This window comes from Embleya sp. NPDC050154 (genome assembly GCF_044460165.1).
Taxonomy (GTDB): Bacteria; Actinomycetota; Actinomycetes; order Streptomycetales; family Streptomycetaceae; genus Embleya.
In genome coordinates this window covers 54926-80655 of record NZ_JBITJP010000028.1, presented here as the reverse complement: position 1 = coordinate 80655, position 25730 = coordinate 54926, and the positions used below count along the sequence as shown (strand labels likewise).

20 protein-coding genes and 2 pseudogenes are annotated in these 25730 nt (G+C 70.8%); 5 read left to right on the top strand and 17 right to left on the bottom strand.

The features are described 5' to 3' along the window. The first annotated feature begins 72 nt into the window (after positions 1–72). Both ACIBSV_RS40980 and ACIBSV_RS40975 read left to right on the top strand, forming a co-directional pair. The gene (locus tag ACIBSV_RS40980) at positions 73–966 is read left to right on the top strand and encodes an amidohydrolase family protein (RefSeq protein ID WP_395872435.1); all 894 of its coding nucleotides are present in this window, start codon (positions 73–75) and stop codon (positions 964–966) included. Between the two features lie 85 nt (positions 967–1051). Continuing rightward, positions 1052–1738 carry a hypothetical protein gene (locus ACIBSV_RS40975; RefSeq protein WP_395872433.1) on the top strand — a complete coding sequence of 229 codons (687 nt, stop codon included), beginning with the start codon at positions 1052–1054 and terminating at the stop codon, positions 1736–1738. 412 nt (positions 1739–2150) lie between these two features. Here ACIBSV_RS40975 and ACIBSV_RS40970 read toward each other — a convergent pair whose 3' ends face one another. From ACIBSV_RS40970 to ACIBSV_RS40895, 16 genes and pseudogenes are all read right to left on the bottom strand, one after another. Continuing rightward, the gene (locus ACIBSV_RS40970; RefSeq protein ID WP_395872431.1) at positions 2151–3338 is read right to left on the bottom strand and encodes an ROK family protein; all 1188 of its coding nucleotides are present in this window, start codon (positions 3336–3338) and stop codon (positions 2151–2153) included. Between the two features lie 313 nt (positions 3339–3651). Further along, positions 3652–4632: an OmpL47-type beta-barrel domain-containing protein gene (locus ACIBSV_RS40965; protein ID WP_395872561.1), complete on the bottom strand. Its 981-nt coding sequence runs from the start codon at positions 4630–4632 to the stop codon at positions 3652–3654. 93 nt (positions 4633–4725) lie between these two features. Beyond that, positions 4726–8226: pseudogene (locus ACIBSV_RS40960) on the bottom strand (ThuA domain-containing protein); the annotation flags it as partial. 189 nt (positions 8227–8415) lie between these two features. After that, the gene (locus tag ACIBSV_RS40955) at positions 8416–9276 is read right to left on the bottom strand and encodes a sugar phosphate isomerase/epimerase family protein (RefSeq protein WP_395872430.1); all 861 of its coding nucleotides are present in this window, start codon (positions 9274–9276) and stop codon (positions 8416–8418) included. A 93-nt stretch (positions 9277–9369) separates the two neighbouring features. Further along, the gene (locus tag ACIBSV_RS40950) at positions 9370–10590 is read right to left on the bottom strand and encodes an ABC transporter substrate-binding protein (protein WP_395872428.1); all 1221 of its coding nucleotides are present in this window, start codon (positions 10588–10590) and stop codon (positions 9370–9372) included. Beyond that, the gene (locus ACIBSV_RS40945; RefSeq protein ID WP_395872559.1) at positions 10587–11666 is read right to left on the bottom strand and encodes an ABC transporter permease; all 1080 of its coding nucleotides are present in this window, start codon (positions 11664–11666) and stop codon (positions 10587–10589) included. The genes ACIBSV_RS40950 and ACIBSV_RS40945 overlap by 4 nt, the downstream gene beginning before the upstream one ends. Beyond that, entirely contained in the window at positions 11666–12676 is a 1011-nt protein-coding gene (locus ACIBSV_RS40940) for an ABC transporter permease (protein WP_395872426.1), read from the bottom strand. Before ACIBSV_RS40940 ends, ACIBSV_RS40945 begins: the two co-directional genes overlap by 1 nt. Next, entirely contained in the window at positions 12673–14169 is a 1497-nt protein-coding gene (locus ACIBSV_RS40935; RefSeq protein ID WP_395872424.1) for a sugar ABC transporter ATP-binding protein, read from the bottom strand. The genes ACIBSV_RS40940 and ACIBSV_RS40935 overlap by 4 nt, the downstream gene beginning before the upstream one ends. Beyond that, on the bottom strand, positions 14166–15320 hold the full coding sequence (locus ACIBSV_RS40930; protein WP_395872557.1) for a Gfo/Idh/MocA family protein: 1155 nt from the start codon (positions 15318–15320) through the stop codon (positions 14166–14168). The genes ACIBSV_RS40935 and ACIBSV_RS40930 overlap by 4 nt, the downstream gene beginning before the upstream one ends. Before the next feature lie 269 nt (positions 15321–15589). Further along, a complete protein-coding gene (locus ACIBSV_RS40925) occupies positions 15590–16963 on the bottom strand; it encodes an alkaline phosphatase family protein (protein WP_395872422.1) in 1374 nt (457 codons plus the stop codon). Further along, the gene (gene eboE / locus ACIBSV_RS40920) at positions 16963–18123 is read right to left on the bottom strand and encodes a metabolite traffic protein EboE (protein ID WP_395872420.1); all 1161 of its coding nucleotides are present in this window, start codon (positions 18121–18123) and stop codon (positions 16963–16965) included. The genes ACIBSV_RS40925 and eboE overlap by 1 nt, the downstream gene beginning before the upstream one ends. After that, a complete protein-coding gene (locus ACIBSV_RS40915) occupies positions 18120–18989 on the bottom strand; it encodes a TatD family hydrolase (protein WP_395872418.1) in 870 nt (289 codons plus the stop codon). Before ACIBSV_RS40915 ends, eboE begins: the two co-directional genes overlap by 4 nt. 16 nt (positions 18990–19005) lie before the next feature. After that, positions 19006–19710 carry an EboA domain-containing protein gene (locus ACIBSV_RS40910; protein ID WP_395872416.1) on the bottom strand — a complete coding sequence of 235 codons (705 nt, stop codon included), beginning with the start codon at positions 19708–19710 and terminating at the stop codon, positions 19006–19008. Then, positions 19707–20549, bottom strand: a complete 843-nt coding sequence (locus ACIBSV_RS40905) for a sugar phosphate isomerase/epimerase family protein (protein WP_395872414.1) — start codon at positions 20547–20549, stop codon at positions 19707–19709. The genes ACIBSV_RS40910 and ACIBSV_RS40905 overlap by 4 nt, the downstream gene beginning before the upstream one ends. Before the next feature lie 136 nt (positions 20550–20685). Then, a complete protein-coding gene (locus tag ACIBSV_RS40900; protein ID WP_395872412.1) occupies positions 20686–21765 on the bottom strand; it encodes an SCO3242 family prenyltransferase in 1080 nt (359 codons plus the stop codon). Beyond that, on the bottom strand, positions 21762–23030 hold the full coding sequence (locus ACIBSV_RS40895; RefSeq protein ID WP_395872556.1) for an inositol-3-phosphate synthase: 1269 nt from the start codon (positions 23028–23030) through the stop codon (positions 21762–21764). Before ACIBSV_RS40895 ends, ACIBSV_RS40900 begins: the two co-directional genes overlap by 4 nt. A gap of 480 nt (positions 23031–23510) precedes the next feature. Between ACIBSV_RS40895 and ACIBSV_RS40890 the strand changes: the two genes are divergently transcribed. Together ACIBSV_RS40890 and ACIBSV_RS40885 are read left to right on the top strand one after the other, a co-directional pair. Further along, the gene (locus tag ACIBSV_RS40890) at positions 23511–24527 is read left to right on the top strand and encodes a sugar phosphate isomerase/epimerase family protein (RefSeq protein WP_395872410.1); all 1017 of its coding nucleotides are present in this window, start codon (positions 23511–23513) and stop codon (positions 24525–24527) included. Positions 24528–24554: 27 nt separating this feature from the next. Further along, positions 24555–24635 (top strand): annotated as a pseudogene (locus ACIBSV_RS40885) (hypothetical protein); the annotation flags it as partial. Positions 24636–24779: 144 nt separating this feature from the next. Here the strand turns inward: ACIBSV_RS40885 and ACIBSV_RS40880 are convergent. Then, positions 24780–25142: a putative quinol monooxygenase gene (locus ACIBSV_RS40880; protein WP_395872408.1), complete on the bottom strand. Its 363-nt coding sequence runs from the start codon at positions 25140–25142 to the stop codon at positions 24780–24782. A 119-nt stretch (positions 25143–25261) separates the two neighbouring features. Between ACIBSV_RS40880 and ACIBSV_RS40875 the strand changes: the two genes are divergently transcribed. After that, on the top strand, positions 25262–25600 hold the full coding sequence (locus tag ACIBSV_RS40875) for a cyclic-phosphate processing receiver domain-containing protein (protein WP_395872406.1): 339 nt from the start codon (positions 25262–25264) through the stop codon (positions 25598–25600). Positions 25601–25730 lie beyond the last annotated feature (130 nt).

Below are 25730 nucleotides of genomic sequence, written 5' to 3'. Positions count from 1 at the left end.
TCCGCGTGCAGGAGCTCCCGGTGTCGCGCGCCCCGAGCGCGGCGTCGTGCCGCGCGTTCGTGTGGAGGCGGTGTGAAGGTTCCCGTCCGAGTCGACGCGCACCACCACCTGTGGGATACCGACGAACGCGAGTACGGCTGGATGGACGGTCCCTGGGCCGATCCGCTGCGCGGTCGATTCGGGTCGGCCGAACTCGCGGCAGCCGTACCGAACCCGGGTGAGATCGCGACCATCGCGGTCCAGGCGGTCACGGACACCGCGGAGAGCGCCGAACTCCTGGCCGTGGCCGCCGATCCGACCACGCCGGTCGTCGCGGTGGTCGGCTGGGTGGACCTGACCGCACCCGACGTCGCCGATCGGGTGGCCGAGTTGCGTGCCGGACCGGGTGGCGAGCGCCTGGTCGGGATCCGGCACCTGGTACAGGACGAGCCGGACCCCCGATGGCTGCTGCGACCGGATGTGGGCCGCGCACTGGCCGCGTTGACGCGCGCCGGCATCGTGTACGACCTGCTCGTCAAGCCGGCCCAGTTGGCCGCCGCGTGCCGAGTCGTCCGCGAGCATCCGGAACAGTCCTTCGTGCTGGACCACATCGGCAAGCCCGATATCGGCGCGGGCGCCGGTGCCTGGGAGCCCTGGGCCGCCGCGCTGCACGAGATCGCCGCGTTGCCCAACGTCGCGGTCAAGCTGTCCGGCATCGTGACCGAGGCCGACTGGCGGGCGTGGACGGTCGAACAGGTGCTTCCCTACGCACGCCACGCGTTGGAGATGTTCGGCCCCGAACGCACCATGTTCGGCTCGGACTGGCCGGTGTGCACACTCGCGGCGTCGTACGACGACGTCCTCTCGCTCGCGGAGCGCACCTGCGTCGGCCTGTCGGCCGCCGAGCGGGATCGCGTCTTCGGCGCCACCGCCCGGGCCGTGTACGGCTTCCGAGGGTTCGACCGAGGCGGTGGGGGAGGGCGGTGAAGCGCGCGCCGTATCGGACCTCGTCCCCGGTCGCCGAGTGCGGAGGATACGGTGGGCGGCCAAGCGCGCGACGATGGGAGCGGACATGGCGAATCGACCCGGACTTCCGGAAGACCTCGACGCTCCCGAGCAGTTGTGGACGCGCGCCGCCGCCTCGGTGTTGCTCGCACTCACCAAGAGCCCCCGATTTCCCTCCAACTATGCGCACGAGGAGGGCGAACTCGGGTTCTGGCACTCCAACGGCGCGTGGACACTGGTGCTGCGACCGGATGGGCGGGCCCTGCTGTACGGCCAGGACGTCGACTGCAGCGATACGACCTATGCGGGGGACGAGCCCGTGGATCTGTTGGCGGGCGCGCCTTCCTGGCTGCCGGTCGAGATGTTGCGGCCATTGATCGACGGCTACGAACTGGGCTACCTCTACTGGTGGGAACCCGGCTCGCTCGCGTGGGGACGCGCGTCCTATCCGGACTTCGTCCAGGACGACGGACTGGCGGCCTCCTTCGACGCCACGCCCGGCGTGCTCGACGCCGAGGAGTTGCCCGGGGTCTTCGACGAGTGCGGTTACCGGGACCGGGAGGTCAACGCGCGCTTCCTCGGCCGCGTACTCGCGCGCGACCTGGACGGCGCGGTGCTCGCGGAGCTGATGAACTCCGATCCGGGAGCGGGCACCGACGACCACGACGCGCTGCACGCGGGAGCGTTGGCCTGGGCCGGGAAACTCGGTGTCGGCGGGGACGGCTCGACGACCACCGGAGACGGGATCGGCTGACCCCACCGGTTCGCGCCGAAGCGGCCGTTCGGCGAAGCGGATGCGGCCGGTCGGCGGGGCACGGTCGAGGGGAACGCCGGTCGGACCGATCCGGTTGCAATGGCTTGTCCCACGTCGGCTTCGACCGGGTGGGGCGAATGCGGGAGGTGATCCAGGAAAGGCTCCGGGCTCCCTACGAGGAGCCCAGGCCTGGCTCCAGGCCAAGGGCAGCAAGTACGGCTGGTGCCGGATGTACGACAACGAGGCGTGGCACTTCGAGTACAACGCCTCCTGCACCTCCGGCTGCCCGAAGCGCCTCCCAGCGCGCTGGACTCGTAACGGCGCGAGCTCCTTGTCGTCGGCGACGGGCCGGGCCGGGGGCGGGGTACCGAGATCGGGCCCGCCGCCCGCGCCGGTCCGGCGATCGGGGTTCTCACGCGATGGTCAGGACGTGGTCGCTGATCAGGTGTGTCGCTCCGACGACGCCCGCGGCGCCGCCCAGTTCGGACAGCACGATGGGCAGGTTCTCCGTCGCCAGGGGCAACGACTGGCGATACACGACGCTGCGGATCTCGGCGAGCAGCGGGTGGCCGAGTCCGGCCACACCGCCCCCGATGATCACCATCGCGGGGTTGAAGAAGCTCACGAGCGCGGCGATCACCCGGCCGAGTCGGGCGGCGCCCTCACGCACGATGGTCACCGCGCCGGGGTCGCCGGCGGTGACCGCGTCGCCGACGTCGCGGGCGGAGAGGGGCCCGTTCTCGGCGGACCTGCGGGCGAGGAAGGGAGAGGCGCCCGACGCGGCCGCCGCTTCGGCCTCACGGGCCAGGGCCCAGCCGGAGAAGTAGGACTCCAGGCAGCCGGTGTTGCCGCACACGCACATCGGTCCGGACTCGTCGAGTCGGATGTGGCCGATGTCGCCGGCGCTGCCGGAGACGCCTCGGTAGATCCGGCCGCCGACGACGATGCCGCACCCGATACCCGTACCGATCTTGACCAGCAGGAGATCGTCGATCGACCGGGCGACGCCGGCGTGGCGTTCCCCCAGGGCCATGATGTTCACGTCGTTGTCCACCAGGACGGGACAGTCCAGTCGTCGGCCGACCACATCCCGGATCGGGAAACGGTCCCAGCCGGGCATGATCGGTGGGATCACCGGCATGCCCTCACGAAAGCTCACCGGTCCCGGGACGCCGATGCCCACTCCGTGGACTCGTGGGAACGGGTCGTCCTCGCGCAGTTTGTCGACGAGCGCGAATACCCGGTCGAGCACCGCCGCGGGGCCGCCGCGCACGTCGCACGGCTCGGTCAGATGGCCGAGCACTTCCAATTCGCCGTTGGTGACGGCGACATCGATCGACGTCGCGCCGATGTCGACGCCGACGAACCGCGTCGCGGATGCGATACGTACGATGCCCGAGCGTCGCCCGCCACGCGAGGCCGCGAGTCCGGCCGGCTCCACCAGGCCCAATTCGACGAGCCGATCGATCTCGACGGCCAGTTTGGAGCGTGAGATCTGCACGGCGTCGCCGAGTTCGCTCCGCGACCGCGGCCCGTGGTCGCGCAACAACTCCAGCAGGTGCGCCTGGTGACGGTTCTCCGGTCCGAACTGCGTTTCCATGGCCTCGTCCCCCTCGTGATCCGGTGGGATCACATCGTCCACGTCCCGCGACGATCCCGCCGAGGCAGCCGAGCCTTTCCCCGGGTCGTCACGGGTGACGGGCACGTGGTGACCGGCACTGGACTTTTGTCCTGGTTTTCCGTCGTTCGCGTGGCGCATCATCAACTTTTTCCATTTCGATAACAAAGTTGTGCCGACGGTACCGCGAAGGCCGCGACCCCGTCGGAACGGGGCCGCGACTTCGGGGCGAGCCGGCGCGCGTCATCGCGAACCGTTACTGCTTTGAGGGTATTACGCCCTGTTCAGGCGGCGATCACCCTTCGATGTCGGCGATCACCCGATTCGCATCGCGGGTGATCACCGTGCGCACATCCACGTTCGGGACCACCTTCGGGTCGGCGACGAGGGTCTTGAGTTTGCCGAGTTCGGCCATCGCCCGGTCGTCCCGGCCCTGCGCCTCGGCCACCCGGGCCTTCTCGATCTGTCGGGTGAGCTTGGTCCTGGCCGTCGCGGACAACCATCCCGTTCCGCGGAAACGGTCGACGAGGTTCTGCATGTCGCGCATCGACGTGGTCACCGTGAAGCGGACCGCGGTCGTCGTCGTGTTGCCCGCGTTGTCCGCCGCCGAGACGTCGACCGTGTGCTGCCCCAGGCTCAGGGCGAACAACGGTTGAACGGTGCCGGAGGTGAAGGGCTTCGCGTCGAGCGTGCCCGCGAGCGTCTTGACACCCGAGGTCGGATCGATCGCCTCCCAACTCACCCGCACGTCCTGCGCGTCGCCATAGACCGCGCCGTCGGCGACCCCCGCGACCAACAGCACGGGCTTGGTCCCGTCGATCTTGATCGTCGCGGCCTTGTCCGGCTCGACGAGTCCGGCCCGGTCGACACCGCGGTAGCGCAGCACGTGCTCCCCGTCGCCGGACACCGACACCGGGCTGTCCGAGTAGGGCGTCCAGGCGCCGCCGTCCAGCGCGAATTCGATTCCCGCGATCTTCGAGGACGCGTCGACGGCGCTCAGCGTGACGGGTATCGCTCCCCGGTGCCAGCCGCTGTCTCCCGGCGCCGCGAATCCCGCCGTGGTCAACGGAGCCGTGGCGTCGACCTTGACCACCAGTTCCCGGCCCTCCTCGGTGTTGCCCGCCTTGTCCTTCGAGCGGTACCGAAGCTTGTGTTCGCCGTCGCCGCTGACGCTCACCGGGGTTCCGTCGTACGCGGCCCACCCGGCGCCGTCCAGGTCGTACTCGGTGGATGCGACCCCGGACCCACCCGCCTCGTCGACGCCGGCGAGCGTCACGTTGACGGGAGCCGCCGTGTACCAACCGTCCTTGCCGGTGGGCTGCGCCGGATCGGGCGTCGCGTTGGTCACCGGTGCCTGGGCGTCCGTGGCGACCCTGGTGAACCTCCAGTTCTGGTTGGCCGCGCCGTTGCAGGTCCACTGCACGACCTTGGCGCCGTCCTGCGTGTCGACGCCGGCGACGTCCGCACACAGCTTGCTCGTGACGTTGGCCAGCGCGAATGTGCCGGCACTGGCGCTCACCGTGGGCTTCCAGTGTTGGTTGCCGCCGTTGTTGCACGTGTACTGCACGAGTTGCACGTCGAGTTGGGTGGACCAGCCGGGGACCTCCAGGCACTTGCCGTCGATCGCCGACTTGATCGTGTACGAGCCGTCACCGACCGGGTCGACCTGCCACTTCTGTTCCTTGCCGGCGCCCGATGCCTGTTGCACGATCGGCGCGGACTCGGCCGACGAGGCCCCCTGCACGGCCATGTTCTTGCCGCTGTGCTCGGCCGTCAGGGTGTACAGGCCCGCCTGGATTTCGCCGGTGACCACCTCGGGATCGAACAGGACCGCGTCCAGGTCGTAGGCGTGGTTCGTCGGCGTCTTGAACACCACGTAGAGCTTGTGCGTTCCGGCGAGCGCGGTGAGTGGCACGCCGGGGGTGATCCGGTAGTCGTTCCAGCCGCCGGTGGCCGGTACGGGTGTGCTGCCCAGAAGCGTTCCGGTGGGAGAGTCCGCGCGCAACTCGATGGACCCGCCGCCCGTGGGCGAGGACAGCCGGTAGCGAAGCGACTTGGTGCCGGCCAGGTTCGCCGGGTCGAACATGATCCAGTCGTTGTCGCTGATGTCGCCGAGGCGTTTGCCGTTCTCCGCGCCCGGCTCGTTGATCAGCCGGGTCCCGGACTGTGCGGTGAAGTACTCGGCCTGCTTGTGCCGGGGGTGGAGCATGGCGCGGGTGTGCGAGGTCAGCGGGGGTGCGCCGGAGGCGCCCTTGTCGGTGTACTTGGCACTGACGATGTAGTAGAGGTTGGCGCCTTCGGGGTGCCCGCCCAGGTCGCCGGTGTCGATGGTGCCTTCGCAGCCGGGGATGTCGGTGGTGTGGTGCGCGTGGTCGTCGTGTCCCAGTGCGGGGTTGACGACGACCTCGGCGCAGTCGATCGCTCCGTCCTCGGGATCGGTGACCGTGACCTTGTAGGGCACGCGGTCGCCGAATTCGATGAAGCTGCCGTCGGCCGGGAGGTCCAGCTTGATCGTGGGCGCGGTGTTGCCCACGGTGACGGACACGTTGGCGAAGCCGGTGTCACCGGTGGTGTTGGTGACCTTCAGTTGCGCGTTGAAGGCGCCGACGGCGGTGTAGACGTGGGTGGGGTTCGGGTCGGTGGAGTCGACGGTGCCGTCGCTCTCGAAGTCCCACGCGTAGGTGATCGGGATGTTGCCCGGATCGTGCGTACCGTTGCTGGAGAACGCGACCGTCAGCGGTGCCGGGCCGTTGGTCGGCGTTCCCTTGGCCACGGCGACCGGCTGGCGCCGGCCCTGCGTGTAGTCGATGCGGTAGAGACCGGAGTCGTCGTTCCCGCCGCCGAAACCCCTGCCCCAGTCGAGCACGTACATCGAGCCGTCGGGGCCGAAGGTCATGTCCATCGGCTTGGCGAGCTGCGCCGTCGGCAGGAAGTCGTTGATCTTGTGGAGCTTGTTCGACGCGTCGAAGCGGATCTCCCGCATGAAGCCGCGTGCCCATTCGTAGAAGAAGCCGGCGCCGTCGTAGTAGGCCGGGAACTTCGTGGGCGAGGGGTTGTTGGGGTCGTAGCGGTAGACGGGGCCGGCCATCGGCGCGCTGCCGCCGTTGCCCATCTCGGGGAATTCGGGGGAGGTGCCGTAGCCGTACCAGATCTGCGGCATCTGCACGGCCGGGAGCCGGGTCAGTCCGGTGTTGTTGGGCGAGGGGTTCGTGGGGGCGGCGCAGTCGAACTTCGGTCCCACGGCGCCGTTGTCGGGGTTGTAGGGGGCGTAGGGCTGGTTGTCGCCGTGGCAGAAGGGCCAGCCGAAGTTGCCGGGCTGTGCGATGACGTTGTACTCGACCAGTCCCTCGGGGCCCCGGTCGGTGGTGGGCAGGCCGCGGTCGGGGCCGTAGTCGGCCACGTGCAGCCGGCCGGTGCCCTGGTCGACGCGGAAGCGGAAGGGGTTGCGGAAGCCCATCGCGTAGATCTCGGGCCGGGTCCTGTCCGTGCCCGGGGCGAACAGGTTCCCGGTGGGGATGTCGTATCCGCCGTCGGCCCCGGGCCTGATTCGCAGGATCTTGCCGCGCAGGTCGTTGGTGTTGCCCGCGGTGCGCGCCGCGTCGAGCATGGATTTGCCCGGTCGCCAGTCCAGGGGTGCGTAGCCCTGCCACGCCGGATCGAGGTTGGGCGGCGTGTCGTCGCCGGTGCCCAGGTAGAGACTGCCGTCGGGGCCGAAGTCGAGGGCGCCGCCGGTGTGTCCGGGTTCGGGGAAGGTCCGGTCGCGGTACGCGGGGACCTCGATGACGGTCTTCTCGCTCGCGGGGTCGATGGTGTCGCCGGTGACGGTGAACCGGGAGAGTCGGTTGACGTCCGTGGCGGCGTTCCTGGGCGAGTGGTAGAGGTAGATCCACTTGTTCTGTGCGAAGCCGGGATCCAGGACCATGCCGACGAGGCCGTCCTCGCCGCCCGTGTACACGTCGAGCCTGGCGGCGGTGACCGTGCTGTGCGTGTCCGGCTTGTAGACCTTCACCTCGCCGGCGCGCTGGATGTAGAACACCCGCCCGTCCGGGGCCACGTCCAACTGCATCGGATCGACGGTGTTCTCGTCGAGGGCGACCTTCTCGAAACTGCTCCACACCGTCGGCCCGCAGTCGCCGGGGACGTTGCCCGCCGCCCACTTGAGGCCGCCGATGATGTGCCTGCGCAGATCGGGTTCCGCGTAGGAGGAGGCGGTGTGGCCCATGGCCGTGGCCCAGACCCGGCCGCCCTCGGCGTTGCGACACCACGAGATCGGGTGGTCGGCGCCCATCCTGGACGGGCCCGGGTCGTAGGTGCTCTCGTCCGCCGTCACCAGGACGTGCACATTGCCCCGGGGGTTCTTGTCGAAGTTGTACCACTCCTCGCTGCGGGACCAGCGCTCCGGCAGGTCCTTGGTCGAGGGGTGCACGCGGTCGGCGACCTTGGCGGTGCCGGGCAGGACCCCCGGCGAGTGGGCGGGCATGTGGGCGCCGCCGTTGACCAGGTTGTCCCACCACGGGAATTCGTTGTCGATGCCCATGTCGGTGGCGTTGTGCAGGGCCACGATGCCCTTGCCGGAGTGGACGTACTTCTGCAGGGCTTGGCGCTGGGCCTCGGTGTCCCAGACCATGCCCGAGTTCTGCAGCATGACGATGACGTCGAAGCCGGCGAGGTTCGCGTCGTTGAAGACGGCGGAGTCGTTGGACTGCACGACCTCGTAGTGGTTCGCCTCGGCCTCGTCCTGGAACATCTTGATGCCGGCCGGGATCGACTCGTGGACGTAGCCGACGGCCTCGGTGAACAGCAGCGCGCGGAACGTGGCGTGTGCCTGGGCCTGGGGAACGGGCGTCAGGGTGAACAGGGCCAGGGCCATCGCGAGGACGGCACCGAGTGATCGCACGGATCGGGAGGCGGGTAGGGGACGGGGTGGACCGATCGAGCGCATGGGTTCTCCTCGTTTCGCACAGGGGTGCGCTGCTCGTGCCGCGCGGGTCGCGGGCGAGCGGGACGGTGCGAGGGTTTCCGTGGCCGGTTGGTCGGACCGGGCGAGGTGCCGTACGGGTCAGAGCGCGGCGAGGGTCGCGCGCAGGAAGGCGATGCCGTCGCGGGCGATGGTGTCCTGGGTGGCCGCGAGGGGTCTCCAGATGGAGGCGGCCACCGCGATCGAGGCGTTGTGCGCGGTGAACGACTCGATGCAGAGCGGACCCTGATGGCCGGCTGCCGCCAGGGCGGTCAGGAAGCCGGGCCAGTCGAGGTGGTCGGTGCCCGGCGTGCCGCGGTCGTTCGCGCACACCTGCACGTGCGCGATCCGGCCCGCCGCCGCTTGGACGGCGCCGACGAGGTCGTGTTCCTCGATGTTCTGGTGGTAGGTGTCCAGGGCGATGCCGACGGCGTCGGCGGGGAGTTCGGCGATGGCTTCCAGGGTTTGCGCGACGGTGTTGAGCACGCTGGTCTCGTACCGGTTGAGGGGTTCGACGGCCAGGAGGACGCCGGCGGAGCGGGCGTGTTCGACGATCGGGGCGAGGCCGTCGCGGAACTCGTCGAGGATGCGGGCGCGTTCGGCCTCGGTCGTGCGCCAGGTGCGGCCGACCGCCGCGTACATGGGGCCGGCGACGACGGGCGCGCCGACCTCGGCGGCGGCGTCGACGCAGCGGCGCAGGTAGTCGCGGGTACGACCCAGGCCGGCCGCGTCGGTGGCGACGAGGTCTCGGCCCGGGGGCATGACGGCGGCGACGGAGGCCGCGGTCAGGTCGTGGTCGAGCAGGATTTCGCGGACCTTGACCGGGTTCCAGTCATGGGGCTGCTCCAGCGGGAGTTCGACCACGTCCGCGCCGAACTCACGGATGCGGGGCGCGAGTCGCAGAAGGTCGCCTTCGGTGAGTGGGGAAGCCCAGATCCAGGTGTTCACACCGAGCGCACGCATGGCGGTGCTCCTTGTCGTCGCGGGATCGAAGAAGCTGCGGGATCGTGACCGATCGGAGTCGGGGCGACGAGACGATCGCCCCGACTCGTTCGACTACTTGCCGCCCCACTTGTCGGGATAGCCGGGCAACGTCTCACAGCCGCACATCGCGTAATGCAGCGGCGGCATGCCGGGCTTGAGGTACTGATCGCGGTTGTCGGCCGTGATGGTGGGTTGCGGAAGCTTCCATTCCTTGGGTACCGGTTCGCCCTTGAGGATCTTCAGAGCCGCGATGATCGGAGTGCGCCACTGGTACGAGGGGTACGTCGGGGCGATCGCGGTGAGGTTCTTCTTCTTCCAGACCTCCAGGAACTGCTGCTGGTCCTCGCCGGTGATCGGCGGGACCTTCTTGCCCGCGTCCTCGAACGCCTCGACGGCCGCGACGGCGGTGTCGCCGGCGTCCATCCAGACGCCGTCGATGGTGCCGTGGCGCTGGATGGCGTCGCTGACGACGGCCTTCGTCTTGGCCGGGTCGCCGTCGGTGAACTTGACGTCGACGACATCGAGTCCGCCCTGCTCCAGCACACGCTTGCCCGCGGCCCAGCGGTTCTCCAGGACGTCGACGCCGGGCAGGATCCGCAGCGCGAGGATCTTCCCGCCGGGCTTGACCTTCTCCTTCAGGAATCGGGCGCCGGTGTCGCCGAAGGCGTAGCCGCCGACGGGGTTGACGAAGGTGACCGGGCAGTCGGTGCTGACGCCTCGGTCGAAGACGACGACCGGGATCTTTCCGCACGCGGCCTTGACGGCCGGGGTGAGCGTGGCGGTGGTGTTGGGCGAGACGATCAGCGCGGAGCAGCCCTTGCCCGCGAGTTCCTGGATGTCGGAGATCTGTTTGTCGTCCTTGCCCTGGGCGTCCAGGACGGTGAACTTGGCGATCTCGGGGTGGGTGGCGGCCTCGGCCTGGATGTTCTTGAGGCCGGTCTGGCGCCAGTTGTTGGCGACGCTCGCGTTGGAGAAGCAGATCTCGTACGGGCCGTCCTTCTTGTACTGCGTGGTGTCGACCATCTGCTGCGGGTCGAGCATCTGCTCCCAGGGCTTGTCCGCGGGGCCTTGCGGAGTCGCCTTCAGAAGCGCCAACTGGCGGTCGTAGTCCGCTTGTACGAAGAACTTCGAGTCGCCGGAGTCGCCCTTGCCGGGGTTCGTTCCGGGGGCGGACGCGCCGGGGACGCCGGGGGCCTTGCTCGCCGACGAGGAGTCGGCCTTGTCACTGGAGCACGACGCCGTGGCCAGTAGGGCGGCTGCGACGGTCAGGCCGACGGACAGTCTGTGTCTCATCGTGATTCTCCTCGGGAGGGTCGGGACAGGAAGGGCAGGTGGGCGGACACGCGGGCGCGCAGCCGGGACCAGTCGACGGCTCCCAGCGCGACGGCGGTGATGACGATGACGCCCTGGACGGTGGTCTCCAGGGCGTTGGAGACCCCGCGGAGGTTGAGCAGGGTGAACAGGGTCTGCAGGGACAGCGCGCCGGCCATCGCCGCGACCACCGAGCCGCTGCCGCCGCCGAGTGCGACGCCGCCGAGGACGACGGCGGTGATGGCCTCGAACTCGTAACCCCGCCCGGCCTGGGCGGAGACCCCGGAGAAGCCGCCGACGAGGATCGCCGCGACCGCGGCGGCCGTGCCGGACAGGACGAACGCGAGTACGCGTACCCGCATCACGCGCACTCCGGCCAGTCCCGCGGCCTCGGCGTTGTCGCCGGTGGCGACCAGGGTGCGGCCGAAGTTCGATCGCATGAGCACGACCGCGACGACACCCACCGCGACGCACACCAGCACGGCCCAGGGCACCGATCCGAAGGCGATGCTGCGGCCGATCCGGCGGAAGTCGTCGGGCAGGATGCCGCTCGGGGAACCCTGGGTCCAGTAGAAGACGGCGCCTTCGAGGATCAGGGTCATGCCGAGTGTCGCGATGAACGAGGGCACCCGCAGCACCGTGGTCACGAGTCCGTTGATCAGGCCGACGAACGCGCCGCCGATGAGCAGCACGGCCACGACGATCGTCCAGTGCGCGCCGGGGAAGGCGTGGTAGGTCTCCGCGGTGACCACGACGCCGACCGTGACGAGCGCGCCCACCGACAGGTCGTAGCCGCCGGAGACGATCACGAGGTACTGGCCGGCGGCGAGGACCACCAGCGGCGCCGAGCGCTTGAGGAACGCGAGGAAGGGATCGGGTCGGAAGAACGTCGGGTCCTCGATGCCCAGTGCGAGCAGCAACGCCGCGAGGAGCAGGTACACCGGCGCGCCGGCGCGCAGCGAGGCGGCGAACCGTCGTGCGGGCGTGGCGCGGGCCACGAGGTGCGGATCGGGGGACGCGTGCGGCGCCCGGCGCCGCTTGTCCAGGGTGTCGACCATCACGACGCGACCCCCTTGGTGGTGCCTCGGCGGGCGTAGAGCGCGACCGCGACGATGATGACGACGCCGCGCACCACGTTCTGGAAGAAGGGGTCGACGCCGATCTGGTTGAAGACGCTGTCCAGGACGGCGAGCATCAGCACGCCGCCGATGGTGCCGGTGACCCCGCCGCGGCCGCCCGCGAGCGCGGTGCCGCCGAGCACGACCGCGGCGATGGAGGTGAGGTCGTAGCGCGCCTCGGTGCCGGCCCACGGCGAGCCGGCGCCCAGGCGGGCGGCGAGGAACAGCCCGGCCAGCCCGGCGCATACCGCGCACAACACGTGCGCGGCGATGATCACGCGGTGGGTGCGCACGCCCGACAGGCGGGCGGTCTGTTCGTCGCCGCCGACGGCGTACATGTGATAGCCCAGCCGGGTGCGGCGCAGCACGAACCAGACGGCGACGGCGACGGCCAGGAGCAGGAACGCGGAGACGGGGATCGGGCCCATGCGGTCGAAGCCCAGGCGTTGGAAGGACTCGGGGACCTTGCCGGCGGGTCCGGAGTAGGTGTCCTCGATCCAGCCGCGCAGGATGAAGCCGACGCCGAGGGTGGCGATGAACGCGTTGACCCCCAGTTTGGTGACGATGAGGCCGTTGGCGAGGCCGACCGCGACGGAGAAGGCGAGCACGGCGGCGATCGCGGGGACGATGTTGCCGTCGGAGCCGTCCATGGTCTCGGCGGCGACGAGGGTGGCGATGCTGACCAGGTAGGCGACGGACAGGTCCAGGGAGCCGGTGAGGACGACGACGCTCTGGCCGACGGCGATCAGGCCCAGGACGACGGAGTTCTGCAGGATGCCGACGGTGTTGTCGAGCGTGAGGAAGGAGCCGCCGCGGGCGGTGACGGTGATCCAGCCGAGGAGGATGACCCCCAGCAGGGCCAGGTAGACGACACTGGTGGGGTCGGCGAACCGGCCGGGGAGGGCGGATTTCGCGGTGCGTGTTCGGGGTGCGAGGGCCTGGGTGTTCACGTGGCGGCTCCGGCGGCCACGCGACCGGCGGTGGCGAGGCGCATGATCTCTTCTTCGGTCGGGCCGGCGGGCAGTTCGCCGGCGATCCTGCCTTCGGACATGACGAGCACGCGGTCGCTCATCCCGATCACCTCGGGGAGTTCGGACGAGACCATGAGCACCGCCATGCCCTCGCGTGCCAGTTCGCGGACGAGTTCGTGGATGGCGGCCTTGGCGCCGACGTCGACGCCACGCGTGGGCTCGTCGAAGACGAGCACTCCCGGGCGCACCCCGAGCCACTTGGCGATGACGACCTTCTGTTGGTTGCCGCCGGACAGGTAGCGCACCTGCTGGTCCTCGCCGCGGGCGCGCAGTGCCACGCGGGCCAGCAGATCGGCGACGGGCGGGGCGGGGCGGGCGCGCAACGGGCGGGAGAAGACGGCCCGTTCGACGAGCAGGGTGTTGTCGCGTACGGATTGGCGCAGGGCGAGTCCTTCGCCCTTGCGATCCTCGCTGACGAGCGCGATGCCGGCGCGGATGGCCTCGCGCGGATCACGCGGACGCAGCTCCCTGCCGTCGACGCGCATGGTGCCGGTGGTGAACGGTGTCGCGCCGAACAGGGCTCGGGCCAGCGACGTTCGCCCGGATCCCTGGAGTCCCGCGATGCCCACGACCTGCCCGGCGCGCAGTTCGAGGTCGATGGCGGTCAGCTTGGCGTTTCCGGCTCCGGCGACGGCGAGGCGCACCTTGCCGACGTCCGCGGCGCCGGCGCGAGGGGGGTAGTAGGCGCCGAGTTCGCGGCCGACCATCAGGCGTACGACGGTGTCCTCGTCGGTCGTCGCGGTCGCCAGGGTGGCCACGCGCCGGCCGTCCTTGATCACGGTGACGCGGGTCGACAGGTCGAAGACCTCGCGCAGGCGGTGCGAGATGTACAGGATGCCCAGGCCGCGTCCGGTGAGCCGGCGCACGAGCGCGTAGAGCCGCTCGACCTCGTGGTCGGCGAGTGCGGCGGTGGGCTCGTCCATGATCAGCACGCGGGCGTCGGTGGACAACGCCTTGACGATCTCGACGACCTGCTGCTGAGCAACCGACAGGCGGCGGACGGGCGTTCGCGGGCCGAACGAGGTCTCGGAGAGTTCGGCCAGGAGTCGGGTGGTGGCCTGCTCCATGGCGCCCCGGTCGACCAGGCCGCGCCGAGTGGGTTCGCGACCGAGGAAGACGTTCTCGGCGACCGTGCGTTCCGGCAGGAGGGTGAACTCCTGGTGGATGATCGCGATGCCGGCGGCCTGGGCGCGGGAGGGGTGGGAGAAGGCGACCGGCGTGCCGTCGACGGCGATGGTGCCGGCGTCGGGGGTGTGCACGCCGGCGAGGATCTTCATCAGGGTCGACTTGCCCGCGCCGTTCTCCCCCACGACCGCGTGGACCTCGCCGGCCCCCACGTCGAGGTCGACGTCGTGCAGGACGCGAACACCGGTGAATTCCTTGCGGATTCCGGTTACCGCCAGCAGCGTCATCGAAGACCTCCCATGGATGCGGCGAGCCGACCGGTCGGGATCGGTACCCATCCGTTGCCGCCCTGGGCACTGGTCTCGACGGCCGCCAGGACCCGCTGGATCTGGAGTCCGTCGGCGAAGGTGGGGGTCGGGTCGCGCCTTTCGGTGATCGCGGTGAGCAGGTCCGCCGCCTGGTGCGTGAACGTGTGCTCGTAGCCGAGCAGGTGGCCGGCCGGCCACCAGGCGCCGGCGTAGGGGTGTTCGGGCTCGGTGACCAGGATGCGGCGGAAGCCGGCGGTGCGGGCGTCGTCGGTGCGGTCGGCGAACCACAGTTCGTTCATGGCCTCGAAGTCGAAGGCGATGCTGCCGGCCGAGCCGTTCACCTCGATGCGCAGGCTGTTCTTGCGTCCGGTGGCGAAGCGGGTGGCCTCGAACGAGGCCAGGGCGCCGCCGGAGAGCCGGCCGATGAACAGCGCGGCGTCATCGACGTCGACGTCGCCGTGGACGGCGGTGAGTTCGGCCACCGGGCGTCGGCGGACGAACGTCTCGGTGAGTGCGCTGACTCCGGTGAGGAGTTGGCCGGTGACGAACTGGGCGGTGTCGATGATGTGCGCGCCGATGTCGCCGAGCGCGCCGGAGCCGGCCTCGTCCTTGGCGAGCCGCCACACCAGTGGGTGTTGGGGATCGACGATCCAGTCCTGGAGGTACTGGGCACGCACGTGGCGTATCTCGCCCAGGCGTCCCTCCGCGACGAGATCGCGGGCGAGGGTGACGGCGGGTACGCGGCGGTAGTTGAACCCGACCATGGCGCGTACGCCGCGGGTGGCGGCCTCGTCGGCGGCGGCCACCATGGCCTCGGCCTCGGCGACCGTGTTGGCCAGCGGCTTCTCGCACAGGACGTGCTTGCCGGCGGCGAGCGCGGCGACGGCGATCTCGGCGTGTGAGGCGCCGGGGGTGCAGATGTCGACGATCTCGATGTCGTCGCGCTCGATCAGCGCGCGCCAGTCGGTGAGCGCGACGTTCCAGCCCAGGCGTCGCGCGGCGGTCGTCGCCGCGGCGCGGTCCCGTCCGGCGAGGGCGACCATCGTCGGTGCCCGCGCCAGGTCGAAGAAGGCGTTCACGGTGCGCCACGCCTGGGAGTGCGTGCGACCCATGAACGAGTAGCCGACCATGCCGACCCCGATGCCTGTGCTTGCGCTCGGACCGTCGAACTGCGTGGTCACGGATGCGTCCCTTCGGGTTGTCCGGCCCGGACGGCCGGTGCTTGGCCAGGAATGTAGTGCGTTCTTCCTGAGTGAAGAAGAGTTTTCACAGAAGAAATCCAACTTCTTCCAGATCAAGGACAAACCATGTGGTCGTGAAGTTGCCCACGACGACGTGAGCTCATGAAGTCGCGCCACCACACCGGGGGTTGCCGCCCCGTGTGCCGGCGATCCGTCGCCTATGCGTTCGCCAGGCCCAGTTCGAGCAGGAGGGCCTTGACCTGGGTCGCGTGCACCGTGTCGCGTTTGGCGGTGGGGTCGCTGCACAGCAGCAGCGGGGCGTCCGCCGCGTCGGCGGGGAGTCGTCCGTGGGTTCCCCGTACCGGGGCGGGGTCGAGCGGGACGACGGCCATGCGGTAGCGCAGCCCGAGCCGTTTGCGGGCCAGGGCCACGCCCGCCTTGAGTTTGACGTGGCGGTCGGCGGGGTCCCAGAACAGTTCGGCCGGGTCGTAGCCGGGTTTGCGGTGGATCTCGACCTGGCGGGCGAAGTCGGGGGCACGCTCGTCGTCGAGCCAGTAGTAGTACGTGAACCATGCCTCGGGTTCGGCGACCACCACCAGGTCGCCGGCCCGGTCGTGGTCGAGCCCGTACTCGCGTCTGCCCTCGGCGTCCAAGACCTCGGCCACGCCCGGTTGTTCCGCCAGCAGGGCGGCGACGCGGGGACGGTCGGCCGGGTCGCGGACGTACACGTGGGCGATCTGGTGGTCGGCCACCGCGAATGCCCGCGAGGTCCACGGGTCCAGGTACTCCATGCCGTCCTGGGTATGCACGCGCAACAGACTCGCGCGGCGCAGCACACGGTTGACGTCGACGGGCCGGCTTGCGCGGGTGATGCCGTATTCGCTGAGCACGACGACGGTGCAACCGCTCTCGGCGGCCCGGCGCAGGAGTGGGGTCAGCGCGGTGTCGATCTCACGCGCGGCCCGGATCGCCTCGGGGGCATCCGGGCCGTGCCGTTGGAGGTCGTAGTCCAGGTGCGGCAGGTAGGCGAGGGTCAGATCGGGCCGATGCCTGTGCAGCACGTAGGCGGTCGCGTCGATGATCCATTGCGAGGAGCGGATGGAGGCGGTCGGTCCCCAGTAGTGGAAGAGGGGGAAAGTGCCCAGGCGGGCGGTGAGTTCGTCGTGCAGCTCGGGCGGATCGGTGTAGCAGTCGGGTTCCTTGCGGCCGTCGGAGTAGTAGATCGGCCGGGGGGTGAGCGTCCAGTCGACGTCGGCGCCCATGGCGTACCACCAGCCCATGTTGGCGACGGTGTAGTCGGGGCGTACGCGTCGGGCCGCCTCCCAGATCTTCTCGCCCGCCACGAGGCGGTTGTGTTGCCGCCACAGGAGTACCTCGCCGAGTTCGCGGAAGTACCAGCCGTTGCCGACGATGCCGTGCTCGCGCGGGAGGTCGCCGGTGAGGAAGGTGGATTGCACGGAGCAGGTCACCGCGGGCAGCACCGGGTCCAGGCGGGCCTGGAAGCCGCTGTCGGCGATGCGGCGCAGCGCGGGCATGTGGGCGAGCAGGCGGGGGGTGAGTCCGACGACGTTCAGGACCAGCAGGCGGGGCATCAGGTTCCTTTCCTGTCGGCGGGTTTCAGGCCCAGGTCGAGCAGGGCCGCGCGCAGTGCGGCGAGTTCGGCGGCGATACCGGCGACCAGGGCCCGGGGGGTCGGTGGCCCGGTGTCGTCCAGGACCGGCCAGGTGTAGGTCTCGACTTCGATGTGGTCGGTGCGCGCGCGGGGGCCGGCGAACAGACCTTCGAGGGCGCGGTCGAGCACGTCGTGGGTGGCCGTCAGCGGCGCGCGCGGTCGGCCGTGGAGGGGGAGGTGGTAGTGCACGCGCCAGGGTGCGTTGCCGGGTAGGCCGCCGGCGATGGCCTGGGGTAGGTCGTCGACCGCGAGCGGTGGGGTGCCGGCCTCGCGGGTCTGGTGGAGGAAGCGTGGTTCGGCGTAGGGGCGGAGGGTGTCGGGGGTGGGTGCCTGGGCGTGGAGGGCGCACGAGGCCTGGGATTTGACCACGGGTATGCCGGCGTTCTCGAGCGTGACCAGGGCCGTGTGCGGATCCTCGAAGCCGACGGCGAGGTGGCACGTGTCGAGGCAGACGCCGATCCGGTCGGGATCGGTGCCGCGCAGTGCGGCGACGGCTTGGTCGGTGGTCTCCAGGACGCAGCCGGGCTCGGGTTCCAGGCCGACGCGGATGCGCCGGCCGTGGCGCGATTCGATGTGTTCGAGGCCGGCGGCGAGGTGGTCGAGGGCGCGTCGGGCGGCGTCGGAGCGTTCGGCCGGCCAAGGCGTGCGCCAGGCGAGCGGCAGCGTGGAAACGCTGCCTCGGGTGGCGTCGTCGGGGAGCAGGTGGGCGAGGATGCGGGCGCAGTCGAGCGTGTACGCCAGACGGGCGGGGTCGGCCCAGTCGGGGCTGTACACGTTGTGTTTGACGACGTCGTGTTGGAAGCCGGTGTAGGGGAAGGCGTTGAGGGTGACCACTTCGAGCCCGCGCAGGGCGAGTTCGCGGCGCAGGCGTTCGATCGCGGCGTGGTCCCGGGTCAGCGCGGTGGCGACGGGGCGGGCGAGCCACAGGCCGACGCCGAGCGTGTCGAGGTCGAGTTCGGTTCGTACGGGTTCGCAGAATCGGCCGAGTTGTTCGAGGACGCCGTCGAGGTCCTCGGCGGCGTGGACGTTGGTGCAGTAGGCGGCGTGGACGAGGGTGCCGTCGTGGTGTCGGAACCTCATGTGCGCGCTCCGCGCAGGATGGAGTTGCCCTCGTGGGTGTCGCCGGGTCGAGCGCGGACGAGAGCGTCCGGGGCGGGGAGGTCGAGGCGGTTGCTCTGGGCGTAGAAGGCGACGGGGTTGCGCCACAGCACGTGGTCGACCTGGTCCGCGCTCCAGCCGGCCGCGAGCATGGCGCGGCCGGTGTGCACGGTGGACAGGGGATCGCTGTGCCCCCAGTCGGCGGCGGAGTTGACCACCACGCGGTCGGGGCCGATGGCGCGCAGGACATCCACGACCCGTTGCGGGGTCATCTTGGTGTCGGGGTACACGGAGAAGCCCATCCAGCAGCCGGTGTCCGCGACGAGTTCGACGGTGGTCTCGTTGAGGTGGTCGATCAGGACGCGGCCGGGCTCGATGGCGCTGTCGCGGATCAGGTCGAGGGTGTGCCGGACGCCGGCCGCCTTGTCCCGGTGGGGAGTGTGGATCAGGGCAGGCAGTTCGAACTCGACCGCGAGGGCGAGCTGGTGGGTGAAGGCGTGCTCCTCGGCGTCGGTCATCGAGTCGAAGCCGATCTCGCCCACGGCGACGACGCGGTCCTTGGCGAGGAACTCGGGGAGGAGGTCCAGGACGGGTGCGCAGCGGGGGTCGTTGGCCTCCTTCGGGTTGAGGGCGATGGCGCAGAAGTGCTCGATCGTGTACTGGGCGGCGCGGAACGGCTCCCAGCCCAAAAGGCTCTGGAAGTAGTCGACGAAGGACGCGACGGACGTGCGGGGTTGGCCGAGCCAGAAGGCCGGTTCGACCAGGGCCCGGATGCCGGCGTCGCGCAGGGCGCGGTAGTCGTCCGTGGTGCGCGAGGTCATGTGGATGTGGGGGTCGAAGACGCGCATCGGTGGGGCTCCTCGGCTACGGTGCGAAGGCGGTGGCGATGGGTTCGAGACCGGTGGGCGAGGGTCGACCGGCGGCGGATCGCTCTCGGCCGAGGTCGCGGAGCATGCGGGCGAGTTCGGCGTCGGCGCGTTGGTCCAGGTCGGCGACGGTGGGGGTCGGGGGTAGACCGACGAACAAGCACTTGAGGACTCCGTGCCGCCACGCGGCGGCGTCCAGGACCTGGGCGCAGGGGCCCATCGCGGCGGCGATCAGGCGGTGGTCGTTGGTCCGCAGCGCGTCCTCGACCAGCTCGCGCGCCGATGCCGGGTCGACGTCGGGCAGGTAGGGCAGGGCCCGCAGCACCGCGCGGCGTTCGCACGGGTCGCCGCGGTCGTACAGAGCGCGTACCAGGGCGGTCGGGTCTACGGGCGCGGGGCCGCCGTCACGGCCGCGGGCGACGGCGTGCAGCAGCAGTACGCGCGCGGCGTCGTCGCAGGTCCAGCCCGCGATCCCGGCGAGGTCCGCGCGTCCGCAAACTCGGCCCGCCGCGGCGAATGCGGCGGCCACGCGGGCGGGGTTCGCCGCCGTCCGGGCGGGCCAGTCCCGCCGTTCGGGGCGGACGCCGGCCTCGAACGCCGCGCGCAGTGCGTCGAGGTGCGGTTCGGGCGATCGACGGTCGGCAGCCGGCCGCGTCGCGGTCGATGTATCGGTGTGCGCTTCGCGGTGCCCCGGGTGCCTCATCCGGCGATCTCCTTTTCGACCGCGCGCAGGAAGGCGATCGAGCGGCGGGCGGTCTCGGTGGCGGCGTGGCTGTGGCGTGGCAGTTCGACGCCGACCAGCCCGTCGTAGCCGGTGTCGGCCAAGGCGTGCAGGACGGGCGGGAAGTCGATGTCGCCCTGCCCGAACTCCAGGTGTTCGTGCACGCCGCGGCGCATGTCCTCGATCTGTACGTTGACCAGGTGCGGTCCGGCCCGTGCCACGCAGTCGGGCACCGGTAGCGGCTCCAGGCAGCGGCAGTGCCCGATGTCCAGGGTGAGGCCGAGGTGTTCGGGGCGGCCCAGGCGTCGCCACAGTTCCTCGTAGCGGTCGAGGGTGTCGACGAACATCCCGGGTTCGGGTTCGAAGCCCAGGCTCACGCCCCGTGCGTGCGCTTGCGTCAGGACCCGTGAGCAGCCCGCGGTCAGGCGCTCCCAACAGGCCCGGGGGTCGACGTCGCGGGGAGCCCGGCCGCTCCACAACGACACGACGGGGGCGCCGAGTTCGGCCGCGACGCGCACCGCGCGCTCCAACAGGTCCACGCGTCGGTCCGCCCCGGCGGTGTCGTCGAGCAGGGTGGGGTGGTGCTTGCGCCAGGGGTCGAGGAGGTAGCGTGCGCCGGTCTCGATCACGACCGACAGGCCGAGCCGGTCCAGCCGTGCGGCCACTCCCGCGACGCGCGAGGCCAATCCGGGGGTGAAGGGGTCCAGGTGGTGGTGGTCGAGGGTTAACGCGACCCCGTCGTAGCCGAGGTCGGCGAGTATCTCGAGCGCGTCGCCGATGCGATGGTCGGCGAAACCGTTGGTGCCGTAGGCGATTCTCACGGGGACTTCCTCCTCCGCTGGGGTCGGGTGTGGTTCGGGTCGGGGTTCGGGTTAGGGCTCGGGTCCGTGCTCGGGTCGGGGTTTGGGCCCGGGTCCGGGTCCGTGTTCGGGCCGGCGACGGGCGGGTTCACCTCGCTCAGGTGGGTGACACGTGCCGGGTGAGGGCGCGGCCGAGGGGCCAGGACGCGGACAGCGCGAGTGCGGCGCCGGGTCGACCGAGTCGGGACAACAGGGCGGCCTGTAGCGGGATCAGGGCCAGAACGCCACCGCCGACGGCCGCTCGGATCGCCGGGGCCTGGGGGGCGGCGCTCGCCCGCAGCAGTGGACGGCCGTAGGCGGCCGCGTATGCGATCAAGGCGGCGGCCGACGCGGGTGTCGCCCCGCTCCGGTCCGCCGGTTTCACGTCGCCGGGTCGACGGCCGTGGCCGATCCGGGCGGCGGCGATCGCGGTCGCCGCGGCGGTGGCCAGGGCACGGGCGGGGGGTTCCGGCGTCGTGCCGTGTTCCTCGTGCCGACTCAACGCGGTCAGGCCGTACGTGTGCAGGGCCACGACCGCGGCGCTCGGGGCGGCGAGCGCGTAGCGCGCCGGTTCCGCGCCGACCAGCACGTCCAGCCCGCGCGCGAGTGCCATGCCCGCCGGGGCGAACGGGGTGCCCTTCCAGATCAGGTCGTACGTCCACACCGCGCCCGCCAGGCCCAGCAGCGCGGGCAGCCGACGCCGTCCGCCGGCCCACGATCCCAGGGCGAGGCCCGTGGCGGTGAGACCGACGGCCGCTCCCAACGCGCCCCCGGGCGCGACCCGGCCCGAGGGGATGGGGCGATGCGGTCGTTCGTCGGCGTCCGAGGTGCGGTCCGCGTAGTCGTTGAGCGCCATTCCCGCCCAGTACAGGCATACCGAAGCGAGCGGCAGGGCCGCCGTTCGGCCGTGCGGCAGGCGGCCGGACGCGGCCGCGCCGACCAGCACGTCGCCGGGCACGCTCAACGCGGCCGACACCCGGACGAGTTCCGCGTACGCTCGCAGCCGGGCGGTGATCCCCGGTCGGTCGGCGCGGTCGCCGCGGTCGGCGAGCGATCTTGCCGCCGGTTCCGGGGCGGGTACCGAGCGTGCGTTCGGCGGTGTGCCCGCTCCGGGTGTGGTGTCGTCCGCGGCGGATTCGGTCGGCATGCCCTCGCCCGGGCCGCCGACCCGCGCGCGTGGGCGCTGGGCCGCGCTCATCGCGTCGCCTTTCGGCCCGTCGCCAGCCGTTCCCGGGCCCAGGAGAGCAAGGTCTCGTACTGCGCGGACAGCGCGTGTTCGTCGTTTCCGACCGGGTCCTTGAAGTAGAAGGCGAGTTCGCGCAGCGGTCCCGCGCAACCCACCGCGTGGGCGCGCGCCGCCAGGCGGACCAGGTCCAGCACCAGCGGCGCCGCCAGCGCCGAGTCACAACCGGTCCAGGTGAACTGGAGGTTCATCCGGGTGCCGAGAAAGCCCTCGAAGCTCACGTGGTCCCAGGCGGTTTTCCACTCTCCCAGCTCCGGCACGTTGTGGATGTGCACCCCGCCGCCCACCGGCCCGCCCAGGAGCGAACGCAGCGCCCGGTCCTTGGACTCGACCTTCGCCGCGGCCCGTTCGGGCGAGGAGAGGGTTTCGCCGTCGCCTCCGCCGAGGAGGTTCGTCCCCGACCACGACGTGACGCGCAGGGCGCGCTGGGCGAACATGGGCGCCAGGACGCTCTTGAGCAGGGTCTCCCCGGTTTTGCCGTCGCTTCCCGCGTACGGCACGCCGCGCGCGACGAACAACTCGGCGACGCCCGGTATTCGCGCGCCCGCCGACGGCGTGAAGTCGACGAACGCGCAGCCCGCCAGTGCGGCCGCCCACGCGTAGCGCGCACTCGGCGGCAGCACGTCGACGCCGGTCTCCAGGGCCGCGCCCAACGCGGCCGCGCTTGCGTGGGCGGGGTGCGGCCTCGGCAGCGGCTCGGTGGACGCGAGATGCACCACGACCACCCGCGTCAGGTCCTGCGCCCAGGCGAACTCCTGTATATCGCGGACCAGTTCCGCGATCTGGTCGGCTTGGGGGCGCGGGTCGGCGGCGGCCACGCCCGGACGCACGCGGGCGTCGATCGCGTCGAGTCCGACGCCCACCCGGTCCGGCAAGCCGTGCGGGAGCACCCCGTCCGCGACGAGCCGCCGTGCGCGGGCCCGGAGCCCGATCGTGTCCACGTCGTGCCCGCCGAACACCAGATCACGAAAGCCGACCAGGCCACATCGCGCGAAGGGCGTGGTGGCGGTGACGCACCCCAGCGGCGACTCGTCGCCGGCCGAGGCCGCGAGCGCCCCGCAGATCGTGGTCACGGCGACCGACCCGCGAACACCCACCAGCCACACCCCGACACGACCCGCGCGCTCGGCCGGAGGCGTCGCGGATGTCGAAGACGTGGACGGCGCGCGATCCGGGGCGGGCGCCTCGGGCCCGGTGGGCTCGATCCATCGACACGCCATCGGTCTGCGTTCGCCCCCCGGCTGGGGTAGTCCCGTCATCACATCTCCTCGTTCGTACGTGGCGCCGACGGGGTCGACGACGTCGTGGACGCGGTCACTCGCTCGACGGCTTCGGCACGCCGCCATCGGGATCGAACGCCACGCGTCCCGGAGGTCTGCGCGCGGCATCGGCGGCCCCGGAGGGGTCGTGGGGGTGCGTGAACGCGGCGTTGCGTTCCTTCCCGCCTTCGTCGGGTTCCGACAGCCGCGTTCCGCCAGGAATGTAGTGGATTCCGCTTGTGTCAAGAAGAGTTTTCACGAATGAAAACAAACTTGTTCCTGTCTATGGACAAACTAAGTGGTCGAGTGGAGGCTGCTGCCCTCGAATCCACCGAAAGAGCGGGAGGGCGTCGGATGCACCGGCCCCGTGGAGCGGCCACCCCGCACCCGCCCGCTCCCGTGCGACGCGGACTCCGCGCCGCGCCCCCGGGAAGGACGACCATGCCTCGCCCCATCACGCTGTTCACCGGTCAATGGGCGGACCTGCCCTTCGAGCAGGTGTGCCGACTCGCCGCCGACTGGGGCTACGACGGCCTCGAAATCGCCTGCTGGGGCGATCACTTCGACGTCCGCAGAGCCCTCGCCGAGGAGGACTACGTGGACGGCCGGATGGCGATCCTGAACAAGTACGGGCTGCGGACGTGGGCCATATCCAACCACTTGGTGGGACAGGCGGTGTGCGACGCGATCATCGACGAGCGCCACCGCGCCATCCTGCCCACGCACGTGTGGGGCGACGGTTCGCCCGAGGGGGTGCGCCGCAGGGCCGCCCGAGAGATCCAGGACACCGCGCGAGCCGCCGCCCGACTGGGCGTCGAGACCGTGGTGGGATTCACCGGCTCGGCCATCTGGCACACCGTGGCGATGTTCCCCCCGGTATCCCCGCAGCAGATCGCGGAGGGCTTCACCGACTTCGCCGACCGCTGGAACCCGATCCTGGACACCTTCGACGAGACCGGCGTGCGGTTCGCCGCCGAAGTGCACCCGGGAGAACTCGCCTACGACTACTGGACGACGGCGCGCATGCTCGAGGCGGTCGACCACCGGCCCGCCCTCGGCCTGAACTGGGACCCCTCCCACCTGTTGTGGCAGGGACTGGACCCGATCGCCTTCATCGTCGACTTCCGCGACCGCCTCTACCACGTGGACTGCAAGGACACCCGGCTGCGCGACGGCGACGGCCGACGCGGTCGTCTGGGTTCCCACCTGCCGTGGGGAGACCTGCGCCGGAGTTGGGACTTCGTCTCCACCGGCCGCGGCGACGTGCCCTGGCAGGACTGCTTCCGGGCGCTCAACTCCGTCGGCTATTCCGGACCGATCTCGATCGAGTGGGAGGACGCCGGTATGGACCGTCTGATCGGAGCACCCGACGCGCTCGCGTTCGTACGCACGCTGGCCGCCATCCAACCGCCCGACACCTCGTTCGACGCCGCCTTCCGAACGAATCGCACACCGTGAGGGCACGACCGGCTCGGCCTCTCGCCCATGTCCTACGTCCGCAACCTGCGACTCGACCGGATCCGTGAGGACATCCGCACCTCCACCGACCCCGTCGGCACGATCGCCTACCGGTGGGGCGTCTCGCACCTCGGCCGCTTCGCCCACGAGTACCGCGATCGCTTCGCCGACTGCCTTCCTACACCGCAACCGGCAGGTCACCGGGCGTCCTCCCGCGTCTGCCACGCATGGCACCTGCCCGTGGACACCCGCTCAGGCGGGAACCGGCGCAACCCCGGGATACGGGCTGAGCATGGTGTCGAAGTAGCCCTCCGGGTCCGCCTCCAGGAAGGTCGACAGGTTTTCCAGGAAGGCGCGCAGCGGTGGCGTCGCGTTGTGCCGGTCCAGGTCTTCCTGCGAGCGCCAGACCTCGTACAGGAAGAAACGGCCGTCCTCGTGCTCGTGGAGGTGGTATTGCAGATTTCCGGGCTCTTGCCGGGTGGGTTCCACGAAGGAGGAGAGGATGCGCCGAACCTCGTCCGCGCGCTCCGGCCCGGGGCGAAGGAAACCGTAAAGGCACTCAGGTAAGCCGCCTCCGCCACCGTGCGTCCGCGACTGTCGCCCAGCGCGGGTCAACCTGCCGGGTGGGTCGGCGCCGCGGTTTGCGACCTGCTCGTGATGCTCCGCCTTCGCTGCTTCGGCGCTTCCTGTGGCCGCTCTTCCGCGCTGGTGGTCGGGTACAGGATGATGTGCGGGTGCATGAAGACCCGCCCGTACCGACGCCCGTCATCCTCGGCATCGACGACCTGCGACCGCTGCCGAGGGCCACGCGGATCGCCCGCACCAGCGGCGAGGGTATCCGGCTCCTGCGCGAGTACCGCGACCGCTTCATCGACGAACTCTGGCTCGACCACGATCTCGGCGGCGACGACACCATCCTGCCCGTGGTGACCCTCTTGGAAGAAGCCGCCTTCCACGGAAGCCCCTTCCGCATCGGAGCGGTCTTCGTTCACAGCGCCAACCCCATCGGCGCCGAAACCGTCGTCCGGTCGCTCACACGCTGGAACTACCGAGTCCGGCGGGCCACGGCTTAGGAATCGGGCTCTCCTGACCTTGCGCCGGCCCGAGAACCCGTTCGAGCCCCGCGATCGGCGCCGGGTGACCGGGCGGGTGCTCGTCGACAGCGCGCACGGTTGTCGGCGGAGAGGTCTCGGCGCGGTTGGC

Coding starts and splice junctions, on each gene's coding strand:
- ACIBSV_RS40975 (WP_395872433.1), top strand. CDS start 1,052: ATGGCGAATCGACCCGGACTTCCGGAAGACCTCGACGCTCCCGAGCAG.
- ACIBSV_RS40970 (WP_395872431.1), bottom strand. CDS start 3,338: ATGGAAACGCAGTTCGGACCGGAGAACCGTCACCAGGCGCACCTGCTG.
- ACIBSV_RS40955 (WP_395872430.1), bottom strand. CDS start 9,276: ATGCGTGCGCTCGGTGTGAACACCTGGATCTGGGCTTCCCCACTCACC.
- ACIBSV_RS40950 (WP_395872428.1), bottom strand. CDS start 10,590: ATGAGACACAGACTGTCCGTCGGCCTGACCGTCGCAGCCGCCCTACTG.
- ACIBSV_RS40945 (WP_395872559.1), bottom strand. CDS start 11,666: ATGGTCGACACCCTGGACAAGCGGCGCCGGGCGCCGCACGCGTCCCCC.
- ACIBSV_RS40935 (WP_395872424.1), bottom strand. CDS start 14,169: ATGACGCTGCTGGCGGTAACCGGAATCCGCAAGGAATTCACCGGTGTT.
- ACIBSV_RS40930 (WP_395872557.1), bottom strand. CDS start 15,320: ATGGTCGGCTACTCGTTCATGGGTCGCACGCACTCCCAGGCGTGGCGC.
- ACIBSV_RS40925 (WP_395872422.1), bottom strand. CDS start 16,963: ATGCCCCGCCTGCTGGTCCTGAACGTCGTCGGACTCACCCCCCGCCTG.
- eboE (WP_395872420.1), bottom strand. CDS start 18,123: ATGAGGTTCCGACACCACGACGGCACCCTCGTCCACGCCGCCTACTGC.
- ACIBSV_RS40915 (WP_395872418.1), bottom strand. CDS start 18,989: ATGCGCGTCTTCGACCCCCACATCCACATGACCTCGCGCACCACGGAC.
- ACIBSV_RS40910 (WP_395872416.1), bottom strand. CDS start 19,710: ATGAGGCACCCGGGGCACCGCGAAGCGCACACCGATACATCGACCGCG.
- ACIBSV_RS40900 (WP_395872412.1), bottom strand. CDS start 21,765: ATGAGCGCGGCCCAGCGCCCACGCGCGCGGGTCGGCGGCCCGGGCGAG.
- ACIBSV_RS40895 (WP_395872556.1), bottom strand. CDS start 23,030: ATGGCGTGTCGATGGATCGAGCCCACCGGGCCCGAGGCGCCCGCCCCG.
- ACIBSV_RS40890 (WP_395872410.1), top strand. CDS start 23,511: ATGCCTCGCCCCATCACGCTGTTCACCGGTCAATGGGCGGACCTGCCC.